At 31.2% G+C, this 16031-nt stretch carries 15 protein-coding genes; 14 read left to right on the top strand and 1 reads right to left on the bottom strand.

The genetic code is table 11. The features are described from left to right. Positions 1–10: 10 nt before the first annotated feature. Both A5893_RS07575 and A5893_RS07580 read left to right on the top strand, forming a co-directional pair. Positions 11–1417 (top strand): sialate O-acetylesterase, encoded by a 1407-nt coding sequence (locus A5893_RS07575; protein ID WP_068821933.1) that lies wholly within the window; start codon positions 11–13, stop codon positions 1415–1417. Positions 1418–1716: 299 nt separating this feature from the next. Then, positions 1717–2775, top strand: coding sequence for a cytochrome-c peroxidase (locus A5893_RS07580; protein WP_068821934.1), 1059 nt, complete (start codon positions 1717–1719; stop codon positions 2773–2775). A gap of 62 nt (positions 2776–2837) precedes the next feature. Here the strand turns inward: A5893_RS07580 and A5893_RS07585 are convergent, their stop codons facing one another. Beyond that, complete coding sequence (locus tag A5893_RS07585) at positions 2838–4670, bottom strand: hypothetical protein (protein ID WP_068821935.1); 1833 nt, start codon at positions 4668–4670, stop codon at positions 2838–2840. A 357-nt stretch (positions 4671–5027) separates the two neighbouring features. On the opposite strand from A5893_RS07585, the gene ubiE reads away from it, so the two are divergent. The 12 genes from ubiE to A5893_RS07645 all read left to right on the top strand — a co-directional run bounded on the left by ubiE (position 5028) and on the right by A5893_RS07645 (position 15829). Then, positions 5028–5759 carry a bifunctional demethylmenaquinone methyltransferase/2-methoxy-6-polyprenyl-1,4-benzoquinol methylase UbiE gene (gene ubiE, locus A5893_RS07590; protein ID WP_068821936.1) on the top strand — a complete coding sequence of 244 codons (732 nt, stop codon included), beginning with the start codon at positions 5028–5030 and terminating at the stop codon, positions 5757–5759. Then, positions 5756–6517: a type IX secretion/gliding motility protein PorT/SprT gene (gene porT, locus A5893_RS07595; RefSeq protein ID WP_068821937.1), complete on the top strand. Its 762-nt coding sequence runs from the start codon at positions 5756–5758 to the stop codon at positions 6515–6517. Before ubiE ends, porT begins: the two co-directional genes overlap by 4 nt. A gap of 279 nt (positions 6518–6796) precedes the next feature. Further along, positions 6797–7564 carry an SDR family NAD(P)-dependent oxidoreductase gene (locus tag A5893_RS07600; protein WP_068821938.1) on the top strand — a complete coding sequence of 256 codons (768 nt, stop codon included), beginning with the start codon at positions 6797–6799 and terminating at the stop codon, positions 7562–7564. A 122-nt stretch (positions 7565–7686) separates the two neighbouring features. Beyond that, complete coding sequence (locus A5893_RS07605; protein WP_068821939.1) at positions 7687–8133, top strand: GatB/YqeY domain-containing protein; 447 nt, start codon at positions 7687–7689, stop codon at positions 8131–8133. A 123-nt stretch (positions 8134–8256) separates the two neighbouring features. After that, on the top strand, positions 8257–9018 hold the full coding sequence (locus A5893_RS07610; RefSeq protein ID WP_068821940.1) for an alpha/beta fold hydrolase: 762 nt from the start codon (positions 8257–8259) through the stop codon (positions 9016–9018). Continuing rightward, positions 9018–9680 (top strand): CBS domain-containing protein, encoded by a 663-nt coding sequence (locus A5893_RS07615; protein ID WP_068821941.1) that lies wholly within the window; start codon positions 9018–9020, stop codon positions 9678–9680. The genes A5893_RS07610 and A5893_RS07615 overlap by 1 nt, the downstream gene beginning before the upstream one ends. 9 nt (positions 9681–9689) lie before the next feature. Then, the gene (locus A5893_RS07620) at positions 9690–10571 is read left to right on the top strand and encodes an NAD kinase (protein WP_068821942.1); all 882 of its coding nucleotides are present in this window, start codon (positions 9690–9692) and stop codon (positions 10569–10571) included. A 9-nt stretch (positions 10572–10580) separates the two neighbouring features. After that, positions 10581–11369, top strand: coding sequence for a type IX secretion system protein PorG (porG, locus tag A5893_RS07625; protein WP_068821943.1), 789 nt, complete (start codon positions 10581–10583; stop codon positions 11367–11369). A gap of 22 nt (positions 11370–11391) precedes the next feature. Next, positions 11392–12132 (top strand): isoprenyl transferase, encoded by a 741-nt coding sequence (locus tag A5893_RS07630; protein ID WP_068821944.1) that lies wholly within the window; start codon positions 11392–11394, stop codon positions 12130–12132. Positions 12133–12192: 60 nt separating this feature from the next. After that, positions 12193–14709, top strand: a complete 2517-nt coding sequence (gene bamA, locus A5893_RS07635) for an outer membrane protein assembly factor BamA (protein WP_068821945.1) — start codon at positions 12193–12195, stop codon at positions 14707–14709. A 27-nt stretch (positions 14710–14736) separates the two neighbouring features. Further along, positions 14737–15264, top strand: a complete 528-nt coding sequence (locus A5893_RS07640) for an OmpH family outer membrane protein (protein ID WP_068821946.1) — start codon at positions 14737–14739, stop codon at positions 15262–15264. Between the two features lie 52 nt (positions 15265–15316). After that, positions 15317–15829 carry an OmpH family outer membrane protein gene (locus A5893_RS07645; protein ID WP_068822117.1) on the top strand — a complete coding sequence of 171 codons (513 nt, stop codon included), beginning with the start codon at positions 15317–15319 and terminating at the stop codon, positions 15827–15829. Positions 15830–16031 lie beyond the last annotated feature (202 nt).

The following is a 16031-nucleotide window of genomic DNA, read 5'->3' on the forward strand; positions in this document are numbered from 1 at the left end:
TCCTTAAAAAATGAGAAAAAAAATTAACCATTTAATTCTGGCTTTTGTAATGATTTTTTGTGCTAGCCGATTAATGGCTCAAACAAAATTAGCTTCTTTGTTTGACGATCACATGGTTTTACAGCGCAATGCTCAAATTGCAATTTTCGGTTTTGATAAGCCAAACGCTAAGGTGACCATTACAACCACATGGGGAGCGAAAGCAATGGCTACTACCAATGCGGACGGAAAATGGAAAACAACTTTAGTGACCAACAAAGAAGGAGGCCCTTATCAAATAAAAGTAACAGGAAGTTCTACTGTAAATATTAACGATGTTTTATTAGGGGAAGTTTGGCTTTGTTCTGGTCAATCTAATATGGAAATGCCTGTTAAAGGCTTCAGAGGTCAACCTATAGAATATAGCAATCAATTAATTTTAAAAAGTAAAAATAATCAAATCAGGTTATTTGATGTGGCAAATAAAATATCTAAAACCCCATTAGATAGCTGCAAAGGTAAATGGTTAAATGCTTCGCCAGAAACTACACCAAATTTTAGTGCTGTGGCTTATATTTTTGGTAAAATATTGCATGAGAACTTAAACGTACCAATTGGGCTAGTAACCAGCGAATGGGGAGGTACTGTTGCACAAGCCTGGACAGATAATCAAACCTTAAAAGATGGGTTTAGTGAAATTAAATTACCTGTAGATACTACTAAAAATGTAAATCAAAATACACCAACAGTACTATTTAATGGCATGATTAATCCATTAATTCCTTTTACTTTTAAAGGTGTTATTTGGTATCAGGGAGAAGGTAATCGTAACAACGCTTTACAATATTCAAAGCTTTTTCCTGCTTTAATTAACAGTTGGCGAGCTAAATTTATACAAGAAAATATGCCTTTCTATTTTGTACAAATTGCACCTTATAGCTATAATAATATCGGAAACTCAGCTTTTTTAAGAGAAGCGCAGCTAAAAACGATGCAAATTGTTAAAAACACAGGTATGGTTTCTCTTTTAGATATTGGCGCTAATAATTTTATACACCCACCAAAGAAAATTGAAGTAAGCGAACGCTTAGCTTTATGGGCTTTAGCCAAAGATTATGGTTTTAAAGGGATTACTTACAGAGGACCAGTTTATAAATCTATGCAGGTGGTAAAGAATAAAGCCATTATCACGTTTGATTATGCTGAAATGGGTTTAAGTTCTTTTAGTCAAGAGTTAACGGATTTTGAAATTGCCGGTGTTGATAAGAAATTTTATCCAGCAAAAGCAGTTTTACCAAATGGTGTTTTAGAACTTACTGCTGATGAAGTGCCAAACCCAGTCGCAGTGCGTTATGGTTGGAAAAACTATGTTAAAGGATCTTTATTTAATACTGCAGGTTTACCAGCTTCATCATTTAGAACAGATGATTGGGATTAATTATAATAAGTTAAATTTTTCGGTATATGTATTCAAACAACTAATACATAATTAACAGTACTTTTTGTGATTACACTTAATATGGAAATTAATTTGTTTGACTATATATTTATATTAAAAACGCAGTTAAAATCATAATAGAGCACCCTTCTATCCCTTCTCAAAAATAATCGCAAATTTATTTAGGGTAAGCTAAGCATTAAACGGATATAATTTAAAGCAATAAAATAAACTTAAATTTAAAAGTTTAAGTTTTAAATTGCTTCACTAAATATTTTTATCCTAAACTAAATGATAGCATGAGAAAATTATTAATTGTAACAGCAATAATCTGTACTGTTTGTTTATTTCAGTTTTGCGCAAAAGATAATACTGCTATTAATACCGATAAATTAACGCCTACTTTGCCAACTTCATCATATAATTATATCGTTTCTTATCCAAACCATGTTGCTTCAGCTTTAGCGAGTACCGATAATACTCCTTTCAACAATCGCTTAACAAATGATGGTGCTACCTTGGGCAGGGTTTTATTTTATGACAAGCATCTGAGCCAGAACAATACGATAAGTTGCGCCAGTTGTCATAAACCTGAACTTTCTTTTGATGATAGTGAAATTTTAAGTATCGGATTTAATGGGGGTAAAACAAGTAGAAATTCTATGTCACTTTTAAATTTACGCTTTTACCAAAATGGTAAAATGTTTTGGGATGAAAGAGCGAATTCTTTAGAGGCACAAGTTTTACAACCTATCCAAAATCACGTAGAAATGGGTTTAACATTAAATGAATTAGAAGCTAAAGTAAAATCGATGGATTATTATCCAGATTTGTTTTTGAAAGCCTACGGTTCTACCAATATCGACTCTGTTAAAATATCGAAAGCTATTTCTCAGTATATCAGAAGTTTGGTTACTTATCAATCAAAGTACGATTTGATTAAAGACGGTAGATCGAATTTTACTGCTTCCGAGGCAAGAGGGGAACAATTATTCTTAAATGCAGGAGGTCCAGGTGTTCAAACTTGTGCCAGTTGCCATACTCCACCTATGTTTATTACCAGTAATCCAGGACAAGGATTTGGCTTAGCCGATAATAATGATTCAGGAATTAATGGAACTAACCGTTTTAAATCAAGTAGTTTAAGGAATATTGTAAACCGTACAAATTTATTCCATAATGGAAGTATTTTAAATGTTCAAACTATGTTAATGGCCGGTGCTCCAGGAACAAATTTAAGACCTATTCCTCAACACTCAATTGCACCTCAGGATATACAAGATATGATGAGTTTTCTAAATACCTTAACAGATGAAACCATTAATACAGATCCTAAATTCTCGAATCCTTTTAAGTAGAGCTTTACTATTTTTTGATATTTTGTAGATAAAACCAGTTTTGGGTTAGGTAAGACGAAATACTATTCTTGTTTCTCTAATTCTTTCTGCTTCTTTTTCTCTTCCCTTTTTAATTGTCTTTTCTCTTTTCTTTCTTTTAAAGCTTCTTTCACAGAAGAAAAAGCTTCTTTAGTTCCTGAAACAATTCCTCCAATTCTTTCAGCAGTATTTCTTAACTTTTCTTCTTTTTCTCGGCTTACGCCAACACTTTCTTTAATTCCGGTAAATAAAGATTGCCATAGGTAATTAAAAAATGAAGCATAAGTTGGTCTTTGGTAATAAATACGACCAGTTGTAAATACTCCTTTTTTTGATGGGTTTTGAGTATTGATAATAAATCTATTCGCTAATGAAGATGCAAATCCCATGCTCTTTAGATTTCCATTATCCTCTCTGGTTAAAATGTTAACACTCAAATCATCATAATAAAACTTTACTGTTCCATTTGCTTTATTCTGATTGGCAGTGGCATTAAAAATCATCTTTTTAATATTGGCAGATTTTATTTCTGCCATTCCTAAAGGTTTTACAATTTCATTCACTGCCTTTCCATTAAAAGCACCAATCACTCCGCCAAAATCAAAAGCACCAACTTTGCTCAACATATAAAATTTAAAGTTTAAATCTGCAGGGATAACACCAAAAACTTGGGTTTTTAAATTTGCTTTCATCACACTGTTTTTTGATAAAGAGGCACTATCATTAGTCACATTATAGATGGTTCCATTTACATTTTTAAAATCTATACGGCCCGTTTTTTTACTTTTAGCATCAAATTCAGAATAGCTAATTGCCACATTATTTAGATTTAATTTCGCAATTCGCATATCTAGCGCTAATTTTAAAAGTTGCTGATGAGGAAATTTACCTGTTTTATCTGATCTGTGTTTTGGATATGCGTTGTTGTTGTAAACATCAACCCTAGCTTTATCAATAGATAAGGTTTGTGCAAAAAGCCTTTGCTGTTTTAAGAATAAATCAAAATCTATATCTTGAATGGTAATATTTTTGAAATCTAAATCAAACCTATCTTTTGCATAGCCAACTTTTTTATAAAATGGCACTTTATCTAAACGAGGTTCTAATTTTACATCCTTTAGTTGTAATTCATTCTTTAATGTAGAGAAGCTAAGGTTGTTCATCTTTACAAAATAAAGGCTATCAGGGGTGGCAATTTTATAATCCTTAATATCTATTAAAACGTTTTTTGTATAATAAACCCTGCTGCTATCTTGGGAAGATAGTGAGTCGATTAGTAAGTCTGTAATTTCTATATTTAAGTTTTTAAGGGATGTTTTTTTTTCGGTTTTGTAGCTTTTATTTACAAAAGTAAAATCTATTTCTTGAAGTTTTATTGTATTGATTTTTAACTCTTTAAAAATATCTTTAATTAATTCGTAAGGATTTTTTCGTTCTTTATTACTAGTTTTTACCGTATCATTATAAGATTGCCTATCGTTAATAATTTTAAGCTGGGGATGGTTAATAATAATATTTGCTATGTTTAGTTTTTTAGTTTTAACGGCTTCTTTTGCGTTCGCATTTCTTATAACCAGGGCATCAACAGATAATTCGTATAAATTGTCAGGAGCTTTTTTTGCATCTTTTAACTTTTGGTAAATACTCATAACAGGAATTAGCTTAAAATCCACTAATTTTAAATTCCCATTTAAAGGATTCACATCTATATTTTTGTATTCTATTTTATACAAACTATCTGTAGAATTAATAACCGCTTTTTTAAGCTGTTCTTCTAATAAAGGCTTCCAATTTTTTTGTAAATATTTGCTCCCTATGTATAAAGCTATTGCGAGAACTAATACTATGCTGGTAAACCAGAGAAGAAATTTTTTCATATTTTTAATTTCTATTTTTATTCTATAATGATGCCCAATTTTTTAAAAACGAGAATAATATTATGAATTAAATTTGTAATAAATATTATGATTTCTTTTTTATTAGTTTCATTCAAATTATGGTTTCTATTTAGAGTCATACAACAATGCTAACTTAATATTAGCTGATGTCAAAAAATCACCATTTCTTATCATTAAAAGGCTATAAAATCGGTTTAAGGTTATAAACCAAATTTGTTGTTATCAAATTCTAAGTAGAATTTAAGAACATAAAAAAACAATTTCTGTAGTAATACCTTTAAGCTTAAATATCCAAAATCTTCAAATCGATAACAAAAATATATCTTTGCGATAATCATGTCAGAAAACGTTACTCCATATAAAAACGAAGAGCTTACCAAGAAAGAACAGGTAGCTAATATGTTTAATAATATCTCTAAAACTTACGACTTTTTAAATCACTTCTTATCTTTAGGTATTGATATTATTTGGAGAAAACAAGCAATTAATGAATTGGTAAAAGACCAACCCCAAACAATATTAGATGTTGCTACAGGTACCGGAGATTTTGCTTTTGAAGCGCTGGAAAAATTAAAGCCTAAAAAAATTATAGGAGTTGATATTTCGCAAGGCATGTTAAATATAGCGGATGAAAAAATTATTAAAAGAGGCAAAAGCGATGTTTTTGAGGTTAAATTAGGAGATTCTGAAAAACTTTTATTCGATAATGATTCTTTTGATGCAGTCACTGTAGCTTATGGAGTTAGAAATTTTGAAAATATAGAAAAGGGTATTGCAGATATGTTAAGAGTGTTAAAACCTAATGGAAAGGCAGTAATTTTGGAGTTTTCAAAACCTAAAGCATTTCCTGTTAAACAGCTTTATAATTTCTATTTTAATTATGTCACGCCAACAGTTGGTAAGGTTTTTTCTAAAGATGCAAGTGCATATTCTTATTTGCCAGAGTCTGTGGCAGCTTTTCCTGATGGCGAAAAGTTTACAGCTTTAATGGATAAAGTAGGCTATAAAAATACCAAATGTAAACCTTTGGCGTTTGGAATTTGTTCTATTTACACAGGTACTAAATGATTAAAACCAAAACGCTTTTAAGTTTTGTATTGTTTATTTTTTCTGTAAAAGCCTTTTCTCAAGGTAATTATGGAGGCGGCGTAGATGAGAAAAATATACATTTTGGTTTTAGTTTTCAATACATCAGTTCAGAATATAAAATTCAAAAGTTTGAAGATTGGGAACTTCCTTATTATGAAAATGGAGTTCAGGTTACCCAAGGTTTAAAAAGCATACGTTCTATACAAAATCCTGGCTTCGGGATTGGGTTTGTATTACCAGATATTTTTATTACTCCAAATTTAAATTTTAGGATAACCCCAACTTTTATATTTACAGATCGCATTATTGATTATCAATTTAATGATGGTGCGTCTTATGATCGAGCGGATTCTGAATCGCCAGATGGTTTTACCAGAAGAACAGTTACTTCCACTTCTTTAGAATTCCCAATCTCTTTAAAACTGAAATCTGACAGGCGTAAAGATTTTAGGGCTTATTTAATTGGCGGGGCAAAATACAGTTTGGGTATTAGTGGTAAAAAAGCTGATGACGTTGGTGATATCGCGATAGCCAAATTATTAAAAAATAAACGCAATTTCCTTTCTTATGAAGCGGGCATTGGCTTCGATTTATACTTCGAGTATTTTAAACTCTCCCCAGAAATAAAATTAAGCAACAGCGTAAAAAGTATTTTAAACAGAGAAGACCATCCATATTCTGCTCCAATAGACAAACTTTTTTTAAGAAATTTTGTCTTTAGTTTGTACTTTGAATAGTAATCTTGTGTAAGAACTAAAGATATTATATTAGATAAACCTATCATTAAAATAAAATTTCGTCTCTTATTTGCAGGTGAGATTTCCTTTTAATCACTCCCTAAAATGGCGATTTGAAAGGTTGCGTTAGGGATTGGAACGGCATCCTTTTTATTTTTTATCCGGAACGAAGTGGAAGGAAGAAAAATAAAAAGATACAGTGTAAAGCCCGTTAAAACGCCCTAATATTTTTTAATTTTACAATTATTATTCTCTAAAATATTTAAAACAACAAACATCATGTCAATTACAAATAAGATAGTTTTAATTACTGGAGCAACATCTGGCATTGGCCAAGCCTGTGCTGAATTATATGCAGCAAAGAATTTCGATTTGATTATCACCGGTAGGAGAGAAGAGAAATTGGCTAATTTAAAACTTAAGTTAGAAAATGACTTTAATATAAACGTAACAACATTATGTTTTGATGTTAGCAAAAAAAATGAGGTAGAAAAGCACCTTAATAATTTACCTATAGCATTAAAAAAAGTCGCTATTTTAATTAATAATGCTGGTTTAAGTCAGGGTTTAGATCCAATTCAAGAAGGAAAAATTTCTGATTGGGATATCATGATAGATACCAATGTTAAGGGCTTACTTTATGTTTCTAAAATTGTCTCAAATTGGATGATTGCTGAAGAATCCGGACATATTGTTAATATAGGATCAATTGCTGGAAAACAAGTTTACGCCAATGGAAATGTCTATTGCGCTACAAAACATGCAGTAGATGCTTTAAATCAGTCAATGAGAATTGATTTGTTAAAATATGGGATAAAAGTTACAGGTATAAATCCAGGAGCAGTAGAAACAGAGTTTTCTGAAGTTCGTTTTCACGGAGATAAAGAAAAAGCTAAAAAAGTTTATGATGGTTTTGAACCTTTAAAAGCTTTAGATATTGCGGAAACTATTTATTTTGCAACAAGTCGCCCTTTTCATGTAAACATTAATGATTTAATTATTATGCCAACTGCTCAAGCTTCTCCGTATTATATGGTTAAAAATTAGTTTAGTAGTTTTGTAGCTAAATGAGTTTTTAAAGATATAGGTTCATTAATCAAAATTCCTTAACTCATTCTTTATTTTTACTCATTCAAAATTCAATCATTCTCTCATTCAAAATTAAAAATATGTTAGAAAATACCATAAATCAAGATATTAAAACGGCTATGTTAGCAAAAGATGAAACCTCATTAAGAAGTTTAAGGGCTATAAAATCCGCAATCCTTTTAGCAAAAACAGAGAAAGGAGCATCACAAGATATTACTGAAGAGGCAGAAATAAAAGTTTTACAACGTTTAGTAAAACAAAGAAAAGAGTCTGCAGATATTTACAAAGCACAAAACAGAGATGACCTTTATCAAATAGAAGCCGATGAGATTGGGGTTATTGAGAGATATTTACCTCAGCAGCTCTCTCAGCAAGAATTAAACGACTATATAAAAGGGTTAATTGAAAAATTAAATGTTACTTCTGTAAAAGAAATGGGTAAAATTATGGGTGTAGCTAATAAAGAACTTTCTGGCAAAGCTGATGGTAAAGCAATCTCAGAAACCATTAAAAGTTTATTAGGATAATTTTTGTTCTTTAACCAAGCTGTAAATCGTACTTTTACTGCAATTAATTTAGTTTTTATACTCAAATTAGAAATAGACTATTAATTTAGCATTACAACCACACAATCATTTTGTGAACATTTTATGGAGTATATAATTAAGGAAGAAAAAGGTTTTAAATATATTGAAGAGGGCAAAGGAGACGTATTACTTTTACTTCATGGTTTAATGGGAGCTTTAAGTAATTGGGAAAAAGTAATTGAGGAGTTTAAAGATAGATATACCATCGTAATACCTATGTTGCCAATTTACGATTTACCGTTACTTACAACAGGTGTTAAAACTTTATCTAAATATGTTCATAAATTCATTAAGTTTAAAGACTATCAACAAGTAACTTTATTAGGTAATTCTTTGGGAGGTCATGTAGGTTTAATCTATACTTTATCCCATCAAGAGTATGTTAAGGCATTAGTTTTAACAGGAAGTTCTGGTTTATATGAAAATGCCTTTGGAGGTTCTTTTCCTAAAAGAGAGAGCTATGATTTTATTAAAGAAAAGGTACAATTCACATTTTATGATCCTGAAACGGCAACAAAAGAGTTAATTGATGATGTTTATGCAACAGTTAACGATAGACATAAAGTAATTAGGATTTTGGCTATGGCTAAATCTGCCATAAGGCACAATATGGGTAAAGATTTAAATAATATTAAAATTCCAGTATCTTTAATATGGGGAAAAAATGATAAAATCACTCCGCCAGAAGTTGCTGTAGAATTTAATGAACTTTTGCCCAATTGCGAATTAAATTGGGTTGATAAATGTGGGCATGCACCAATGATGGAGCAACCAAAAGAATTTAATATCTTTCTAAATAAATTTTTGCAGAAAAACAATATTTAATGATTGCCAGCCAATTAATCTCATATGCAATACCAGAATTAAAAATTTCTGATCCTGTGCAGAAAGTTTTTGAGCGAATGGCTGAATTTAAAATAAGTCATTTGCCAATTGTAAATCAGCAGCAACTGTTAGGCTTAATTGCCGAAGACGACTTAATTGAGGTTGAAGATCAGAATACTGCAGTTGGGGATCTAAGCTTATCGCTCATCAACTCTTTTATTTTACAAAACCAGCATATTTATGATGCCATCAGAATTTTTGCAGAGCAAAAGCTAACAGTTTTACCCGTATTGGATGATAAGCTTAACTATATAGGCTTAATATCTATAAATACAATGGTAGAATATATGGCAAATATTACTTCTGTTTCTCAACCTGGAGGGATAATCCTTTTAGAAATAGGGACTAGAGATAATTCTTTAGCTCATATCTCTCAAATTATAGAATCTGAAAATGCACAAGTACTTAGCTCTTATACAGACATACTCCCAGATTCTACAAAGATGGTGGTTACATTGAAGATTAATAAAACAGACATCAGTCAAATTGTTGCCTCTTTTTTAAGATATAACTATACAATTTTGGCTACCTATAACTCTTCTATACAAAATGATGGAAATTCTGACAGGTTTGACGCTTTGATGAATTATCTAAGTTTTTAAGATACTAAAATGAAATTAGGCGTTTACGGCAGAAAGTTCAATAATTCAGTATTACCTTACGTTCAGCAAGTGTTTGATTGTTTGGTAGAATGGGAAGTAGAAGTGCTCATTTATAGTGATTTCTACGATTTTCTAAAAGATAAACTCTTTTTACCAAAAGCTTTCAAATCCTTTAATAGCCATAAAGATTTAGTTGGAAATGTAGATGTAATGATAAGCCTTGGCGGCGATGGAACGATGCTGGATACCGTCACTTTAGTTCGTGATTCTGGAATTCCGATGATAGGTATCAACTTTGGCAGATTAGGTTTTTTAGCTAGTATCAATAAAGAAGGAATTAAAACAGCTATTGATAGTCTTATACATAAAAAGTTCACTCTAGATACAAGAAGTTTATTAAAAGTAGAATCACAACCGGGTTTATTTGGCGATTTAAATTTTGCCCTTAATGATTTTACCATATTAAAAAGAGACACATCTGCCATGATTTTAATCCATTGTTTTTTAAATGGAGAATTTTTAAATTCCTACTGGGCAGATGGGTTAATTGTTGCAACGCCAACAGGATCAACCGCATATTCTTTAAGCTGTGGTGGTCCTATTATTTTTCCCAGATCAGGTAATTTTGTAATTACGCCAATTTCTCCCCATAACTTAAACGTAAGGCCAGTAATTTTATCTGATGAAAATGAGCTAACTTTTGAGATTGAAGGAAGAAGTTCTAAATATCTGGTAAGCTGCGATTCTAGGACAGAGGTAATAGATGCGAATTTTAGACTTCATTTAAAACGAGCAAATTTTGATATAAATTTGGTAAGGTTAAACAATGAAACTTACCTCTCTACGTTAAGAAATAAATTGCTTTGGGGTATAGATACCAGAAATTACTAAGCCTTCTTAATGAATAAAATTTATAAAGTATTTATACTTTTTATACTTTCTATATCTTTTGCACAAGCACAAACTTGGGAGATTGGTGTAACAGGTGGTGGCATGGGCTATATTGGCGACTTAAATCAAAACAATTATCTTAAAATCACCGAGCCAGCATTAGGCTTTCAAATCAAAAGAAATTTTGATAGCTATTGGTCTTTAAAACTTGCGGCGTTAAAAGGTAAAGTAAGCTACAACGATTCTAAATCAAAATATGCGCAAGAAGTAAACAGAAATCTAAGCTTTTACTCTCCAATATCAGAAGGTAATTTAACGGTAGAATTTAATTTTTTAGATTATGGATTTGAATTTATGCAAAAAAGAATCACTCCTTTCGTTTTTACTGGAGTAGCATTAACCTTATTTAATCCTAAAACAGATTATAATGGCAGTACTTACGAATTAAAATATTACGATACCGAAGGTTTTGATTATAAAACAACTACTTACTCTATTCCTTTTGGTGCTGGAGTTAAATATAATTTCGGGAAGTATTTTAATATTATTGGCGAGATTGGCTATAGAAACTTAAATACAGATTATTTAGATGATGTGAGTGGTTTATATGCAACAGCAGCCGAATTGCAAGAAAGTACTCCACAAAAAACAATCATAAGACAATCTTTATCAGACCGCTCCGTCAATCAAAATGCAGTTCCTGGAAGTCAAAGAGGTGATTTTAGAAAAAAGGATGGATATGTGTTTGTGGGTATAACCTTATCTTATACCTTTGTGAGCCAAAATTGTTACTTTTAAATTGGAATATCGATCAAATTAAATGAGTTTTAGAGAAAAATTAAGCCTTGATAAATTACCTAAACATGTTGCTATCATTATGGATGGAAACGGAAGATGGGCAAAAGAAAAAGGCAAGATGAGGGTTTTTGGTCATAAAAATGGGGTATTGGCAGTACGTGATACTGTAGAAGGTGCGGCTGAAATAGGGGTAGAAAATTTAACAATGTATGCTTTTTCTACAGAGAATTGGAACCGTCCAAAGTTAGAGGTTACTGCTTTAATGGAGCTTTTAGTAAGTACTATTAATAAAGAAACCAAAACATTGATGGATAACAATGTGCGCTTAAATGCCATTGGAGATTTGCAATCTTTACCATCAAGATGTTACAAAGAGTTGCAAGAAGCTATGGCGAAAACAGCTGGGAATACCCGTCTTACATTAACTTTAGCCCTTTCTTATAGTAGCAGATGGGAAATTTTAAATGCCACAAAACTATTGGCTGAGGACGCTGCAAGTGGTAAAATAAAACCAGATGATATTGATGAAAAATTATTCGAAAAATACCTCTCTACACATAATTTGCCAGACCCAGAGTTAATGATAAGAACCAGCGGCGAGCATCGCATTAGTAACTATCTGTTGTGGCAGTTGGCTTACGCCGAATTATACTTTACATCTAAGCTATGGCCAGATTTTAGAAGAGAAGACCTATTTGAAGCAATATATAATTATCAACAAAGAGAACGCCGTTTTGGCCTAACAAGCGAGCAGCTAACCTAAATTTACTTTTAACAAAATTTAACAAAGAATAGAAGTAATTTAGCCGCCATAATTAAATAAATGAAGAATTTTTTATTAATCATATTCCTTATTACGGTAAGCGTTAAAGGATTTGCACAATTTCCAGCATTAAGACCTAGTACTGAAAATAAATCTAAAGATTTAGATTATTTAAATCCTAAAGAATATACTATTGGTGGTATAGAGGTAAACGGCGTTAAATATCTGGATAAATCGGTTTTAATAACGATTACAAAATTAGCAATTGGCGATCGTATTTTGGTTCCTGGGGATGCAACTTCCGGAGCAGTAAAAAATCTTTGGGCTCAAGGTTTATTTGATGATGTTTCTTTAGACGTTAATCATATTAGCGGAGATTCGATATTTTTTGATATTAATTTAATAGAACGTCCAAGGGTATCTAGATTAGTTTTAAAAGGGTTAACAAAAAGTGAAACCACAGATATTCAAGAAAAGCTGAATAAACAAAAAGGTAAGATTGTTAATGAAAATTTAAAAAATAACATTACAAGTATCATTACAAAGCATTTTTATGAAAAAGGATATTTATATACTACGGTTAAAATCGACCCTGTAAATGATACTTCAGATGTAAATAGCAGAATTGTAAATGTTACCGTAGATAAGAAAAGCAAGGTAAAAGTTAATGCGATTAATATAGATGGCAATAAAGATTTTTCTGATGCCAAGCTGAAAAAGTTTCTTAAAAAGACACATGAAATGGCCTTCTACAAGGTTTTTGGTTCTGGGAAATTTTTAAGAGATAAATACGAAGAAGATAAAGAATCTATGATTGCCAAGATGAGAGAAAAAGGCTATCGTGATGCGGAGATTATTTCAGATTCTGTTTATAAATTTAATGACAAATCAGTAAATATTGATATAAAATTACATGAAGGACCTAAATATTATTTTGGTAATATAACGTTTGCCGGTAATGCAAAATATCCTTCCACTTTATTAAAACAAATTCTTAAAATAGAAAAAGGAGAGGTTTTTAGCGAAGCTAAACTCGATAAAACCTTAAGAAGTAGTCCATCAAGTGATGACGTTTCTTCTGTTTATTTAAATGATGGTTATTTAACATTTAATGCAGATCCTGTTCAAACTCGTATTTATAATGATACTGTTGATTTAGAAATCAGGATTTATGAAGGCCCACAATACACCATCAATAAAATTATCTTAAAAGGTAATGATGTAACTAATGATAAAGTTGTTTTAAGAGAAATCAGAACTAAGCCAGGTCAAAAATTCTCTAAAGATTTATTGGTACGTTCACAAAGGCAAATCTCTCAATTAGGTAATTTTGATGAGCAAAAGATTGATATTAAACCAATTCCTAATCCCGCAGATGGAACAGTTGATATCCAATATACTGTTGTAGAAAAACCTTCCGATCAGATAGAACTTTCTGGTGGTTTTGGTGGTGGAAGAGTTGTAGGTACTTTAGGACTTACCTTTAATAATTTCTCTGCAAAAAATCTTTTCAATCTAAAAGAGTATAAGCCTTTGCCTAGGGGCGATGGACAGAAATTGAGTATTAGGGGTCAAACAAATGGTAAATTCTATCAGTCTTATAGTTTCTCTTTCTCTGAACCTTGGTTTGGAGGTAAAAAACCAATTTATTTTGGAATTAGTGCATTTACATCTTTGCAAAGTAATGGATTATCAAAAGGAGACCCAAACTTGAATAAGATTAGATTAAATGGTTTAACATTTAGTTTAGGTAAGCAACTAAAATGGCCTGATGATTATTTTAGAGTAGATTATGCTGCTAACTTACAACAGTTTAAGTTAAATAATTACCAAGGATATTTGTTTGAAAATGGAGATTCTTACGATTTAAGTTTAAGCCAGGTATTTAGCAGAGCTTCTACAGATCAACAAATTTTCCCAACAACAGGTTCAAATATTAAATTTACTGTTCAAGCAACTTTACCATATTCGGCTTTTAACGGTAAGAATTACAATAATATATCAACTTCAGATAAGTATAAGTTTGCAGAATATCATAAATGGAAATTTGAGTCTCAGTTTTTCCAAAGAGTATATGGTAAACTGATATTAAAAGCCCAAGCACAATTTGGATTTATTGGATACTATAACAAAGAAGTTGGACAAGCTCCCTTTGGTAGATTTAAATTAGGTGGTGATGGTTTACAAGGATTCGATTTTTTACAGGGATCTGAAGTGATAGGTTTAAGAGGCTATTCTAATAATTCAATTATACCAGAAGGTTCGATTACCACTGCAGGTAGTCCAATTTTTAACAAATATGTTTTAGAATTAAGGCATCCAATTACATTAAATCAATCAGCAACTGTATTTGTTTTGGCTTTCGCCGAGGGTGGTAATACCTGGAATAAGTTTAGTGAATTTAATCCGTTTAATGTTAAAAGATCTGTGGGTGTTGGTGCTAGAATCTTCTTACCAATATTTGGTTTGCTAGGTATTGATTATGGGTATGGTTTTGATGCTATCCCTGGAAATGCGGCTGCAAATAAAGGTCAGTTTCACTTTAGTATTGCACAACAGCTAGGCGGGTTTAATTAAATACATCCACATCAAAATGTAAAAAAGATGAAAAAGTGTATCAGTATTTGTATTTTTCTCGTTATTGCTAGCGTTACTGCAAAAGCACAACGTTTAGCCTTTGTAGATGCAGAATACGTTTTACAACATATTCCAGAGTATTCCTCAGCACAGAAACAGTTAAATGCAATGTCAGAAAAATGGCAAAGTGAGATTAACGATAAGTTTGCTGAAGTAGATAAAATGCAAAAAGAATATCAAGCCGATCAGGTTTTATTAACTCAAGATATGAGGAAAAAAAGAGAAGCAGATATCCTACAAAAAGAAAATGAGGCAAAGAACCTACAGCAAGTTAAGTTTGGGTTTGAAGGAGAACTTTATAAGCAAAAGCTAAGATTAATAAAGCCGATTCAGGAAAGAGTTGGCAAAACAATTGAGGAATATGCAAATAAAGAGAATATTGATATGATATTAGATAAAAGCTCTGTAAATTTGCTTTTTGGTAGAGCTAACTTTAACGCTACCAATGATATCATTACAAAATTGGGTTATAAGCCAGGAACATTTGCTAATTAGCAAAAAATATTTTAAAATAGTAAATCAAATTAAATACACACAATTAACGAAAATGAAAAAATTATTTAAGATTGCATTAGTAGCTGGAGGATTATTATTTGCTGGTAATATAGTAAGTGCACAACAAAAAATTGCTCATATTAATTCTGCAGAATTAATTAAAGCTATGCCAGAAGTGGTAAATGCTGATAAACAATTAGAAACTTTTAAAGCTTCTCTAGATGCAGATGGTAAAACGATGTATACAGAGTATCAAACAAAAGTACAGGCTTTTCAAGGTGCAGAAAAAACTTTGAGTGATGCCTTAAAAGATGCTAAAGTAAAAGAAATACAAGATTTACAAAAGCGTATTGAAGAGTTTCAACAAAAAGCTGGTGAAGATTTTGAAAAGAAAAGAGGTGAGCTTTATGATCCAATTTTAAAGAAAGCAGAAGATGCGGTTAAAGTTGTAGCTAAAGAAAAAGGTTACGCTTATGTTTTTGATACAACTCAACCAGGTATTGTTTATTTTGACGGTGGTATCAACATTATGCCAGATGTTAAAATTAAATTAGGACTTAAATAAGCTATCAAAAAAGCATAAAGCTAAAAGCTAAAAAAAAGCTAATGCGAAGCAGATGAATAATCTATTTCGCATTTTTCATTTTTAGGCATGTTCGAATTCTCAGACTTACGAAGTTTTTAAAACTTCTTAAGTCTGGAGGATAAGTTCAAAAAAATATTGATAAATCAACTTCGATTTTAATCATTACTTTCGTTCAACAGCT

Origin of the sequence: Pedobacter psychrophilus (genome assembly GCF_001652725.1) — a bacterium.
Classification (GTDB): domain Bacteria; phylum Bacteroidota; class Bacteroidia; order Sphingobacteriales; family Sphingobacteriaceae; genus Pseudopedobacter; species Pseudopedobacter psychrophilus.

What these genes read in the sequence shown, in the direction of transcription:
- A5893_RS07645 (WP_068822117.1), top strand. Translation starts at nt 15,317, where the DNA reads ATGAAAAAATTATTTAAGATTGCATTAGTAGCTGGAGGATTATTATTT.
- A5893_RS07605 (WP_068821939.1), top strand. Translation starts at nt 7,687, where the DNA reads ATGTTAGAAAATACCATAAATCAAGATATTAAAACGGCTATGTTAGCA.
- A5893_RS07620 (WP_068821942.1), top strand. Translation starts at nt 9,690, where the DNA reads ATGAAATTAGGCGTTTACGGCAGAAAGTTCAATAATTCAGTATTACCT.
- porT (WP_068821937.1), top strand. Translation starts at nt 5,756, where the DNA reads ATGATTAAAACCAAAACGCTTTTAAGTTTTGTATTGTTTATTTTTTCT.
- A5893_RS07630 (WP_068821944.1), top strand. Translation starts at nt 11,392, where the DNA reads ATGAGTTTTAGAGAAAAATTAAGCCTTGATAAATTACCTAAACATGTT.
- A5893_RS07615 (WP_068821941.1), top strand. Translation starts at nt 9,018, where the DNA reads ATGATTGCCAGCCAATTAATCTCATATGCAATACCAGAATTAAAAATT.
- A5893_RS07580 (WP_068821934.1), top strand. Translation starts at nt 1,717, where the DNA reads ATGAGAAAATTATTAATTGTAACAGCAATAATCTGTACTGTTTGTTTA.
- ubiE (WP_068821936.1), top strand. Translation starts at nt 5,028, where the DNA reads ATGTCAGAAAACGTTACTCCATATAAAAACGAAGAGCTTACCAAGAAA.
- A5893_RS07585 (WP_068821935.1), bottom strand. Translation starts at nt 4,670, where the DNA reads ATGAAAAAATTTCTTCTCTGGTTTACCAGCATAGTATTAGTTCTCGCA.
- A5893_RS07640 (WP_068821946.1), top strand. Translation starts at nt 14,737, where the DNA reads ATGAAAAAGTGTATCAGTATTTGTATTTTTCTCGTTATTGCTAGCGTT.
- A5893_RS07610 (WP_068821940.1), top strand. Translation starts at nt 8,257, where the DNA reads ATGGAGTATATAATTAAGGAAGAAAAAGGTTTTAAATATATTGAAGAG.
- A5893_RS07575 (WP_068821933.1), top strand. Translation starts at nt 11, where the DNA reads ATGAGAAAAAAAATTAACCATTTAATTCTGGCTTTTGTAATGATTTTT.
- porG (WP_068821943.1), top strand. Translation starts at nt 10,581, where the DNA reads ATGAATAAAATTTATAAAGTATTTATACTTTTTATACTTTCTATATCT.
- A5893_RS07600 (WP_068821938.1), top strand. Translation starts at nt 6,797, where the DNA reads ATGTCAATTACAAATAAGATAGTTTTAATTACTGGAGCAACATCTGGC.
- bamA (WP_068821945.1), top strand. Translation starts at nt 12,193, where the DNA reads ATGAAGAATTTTTTATTAATCATATTCCTTATTACGGTAAGCGTTAAA.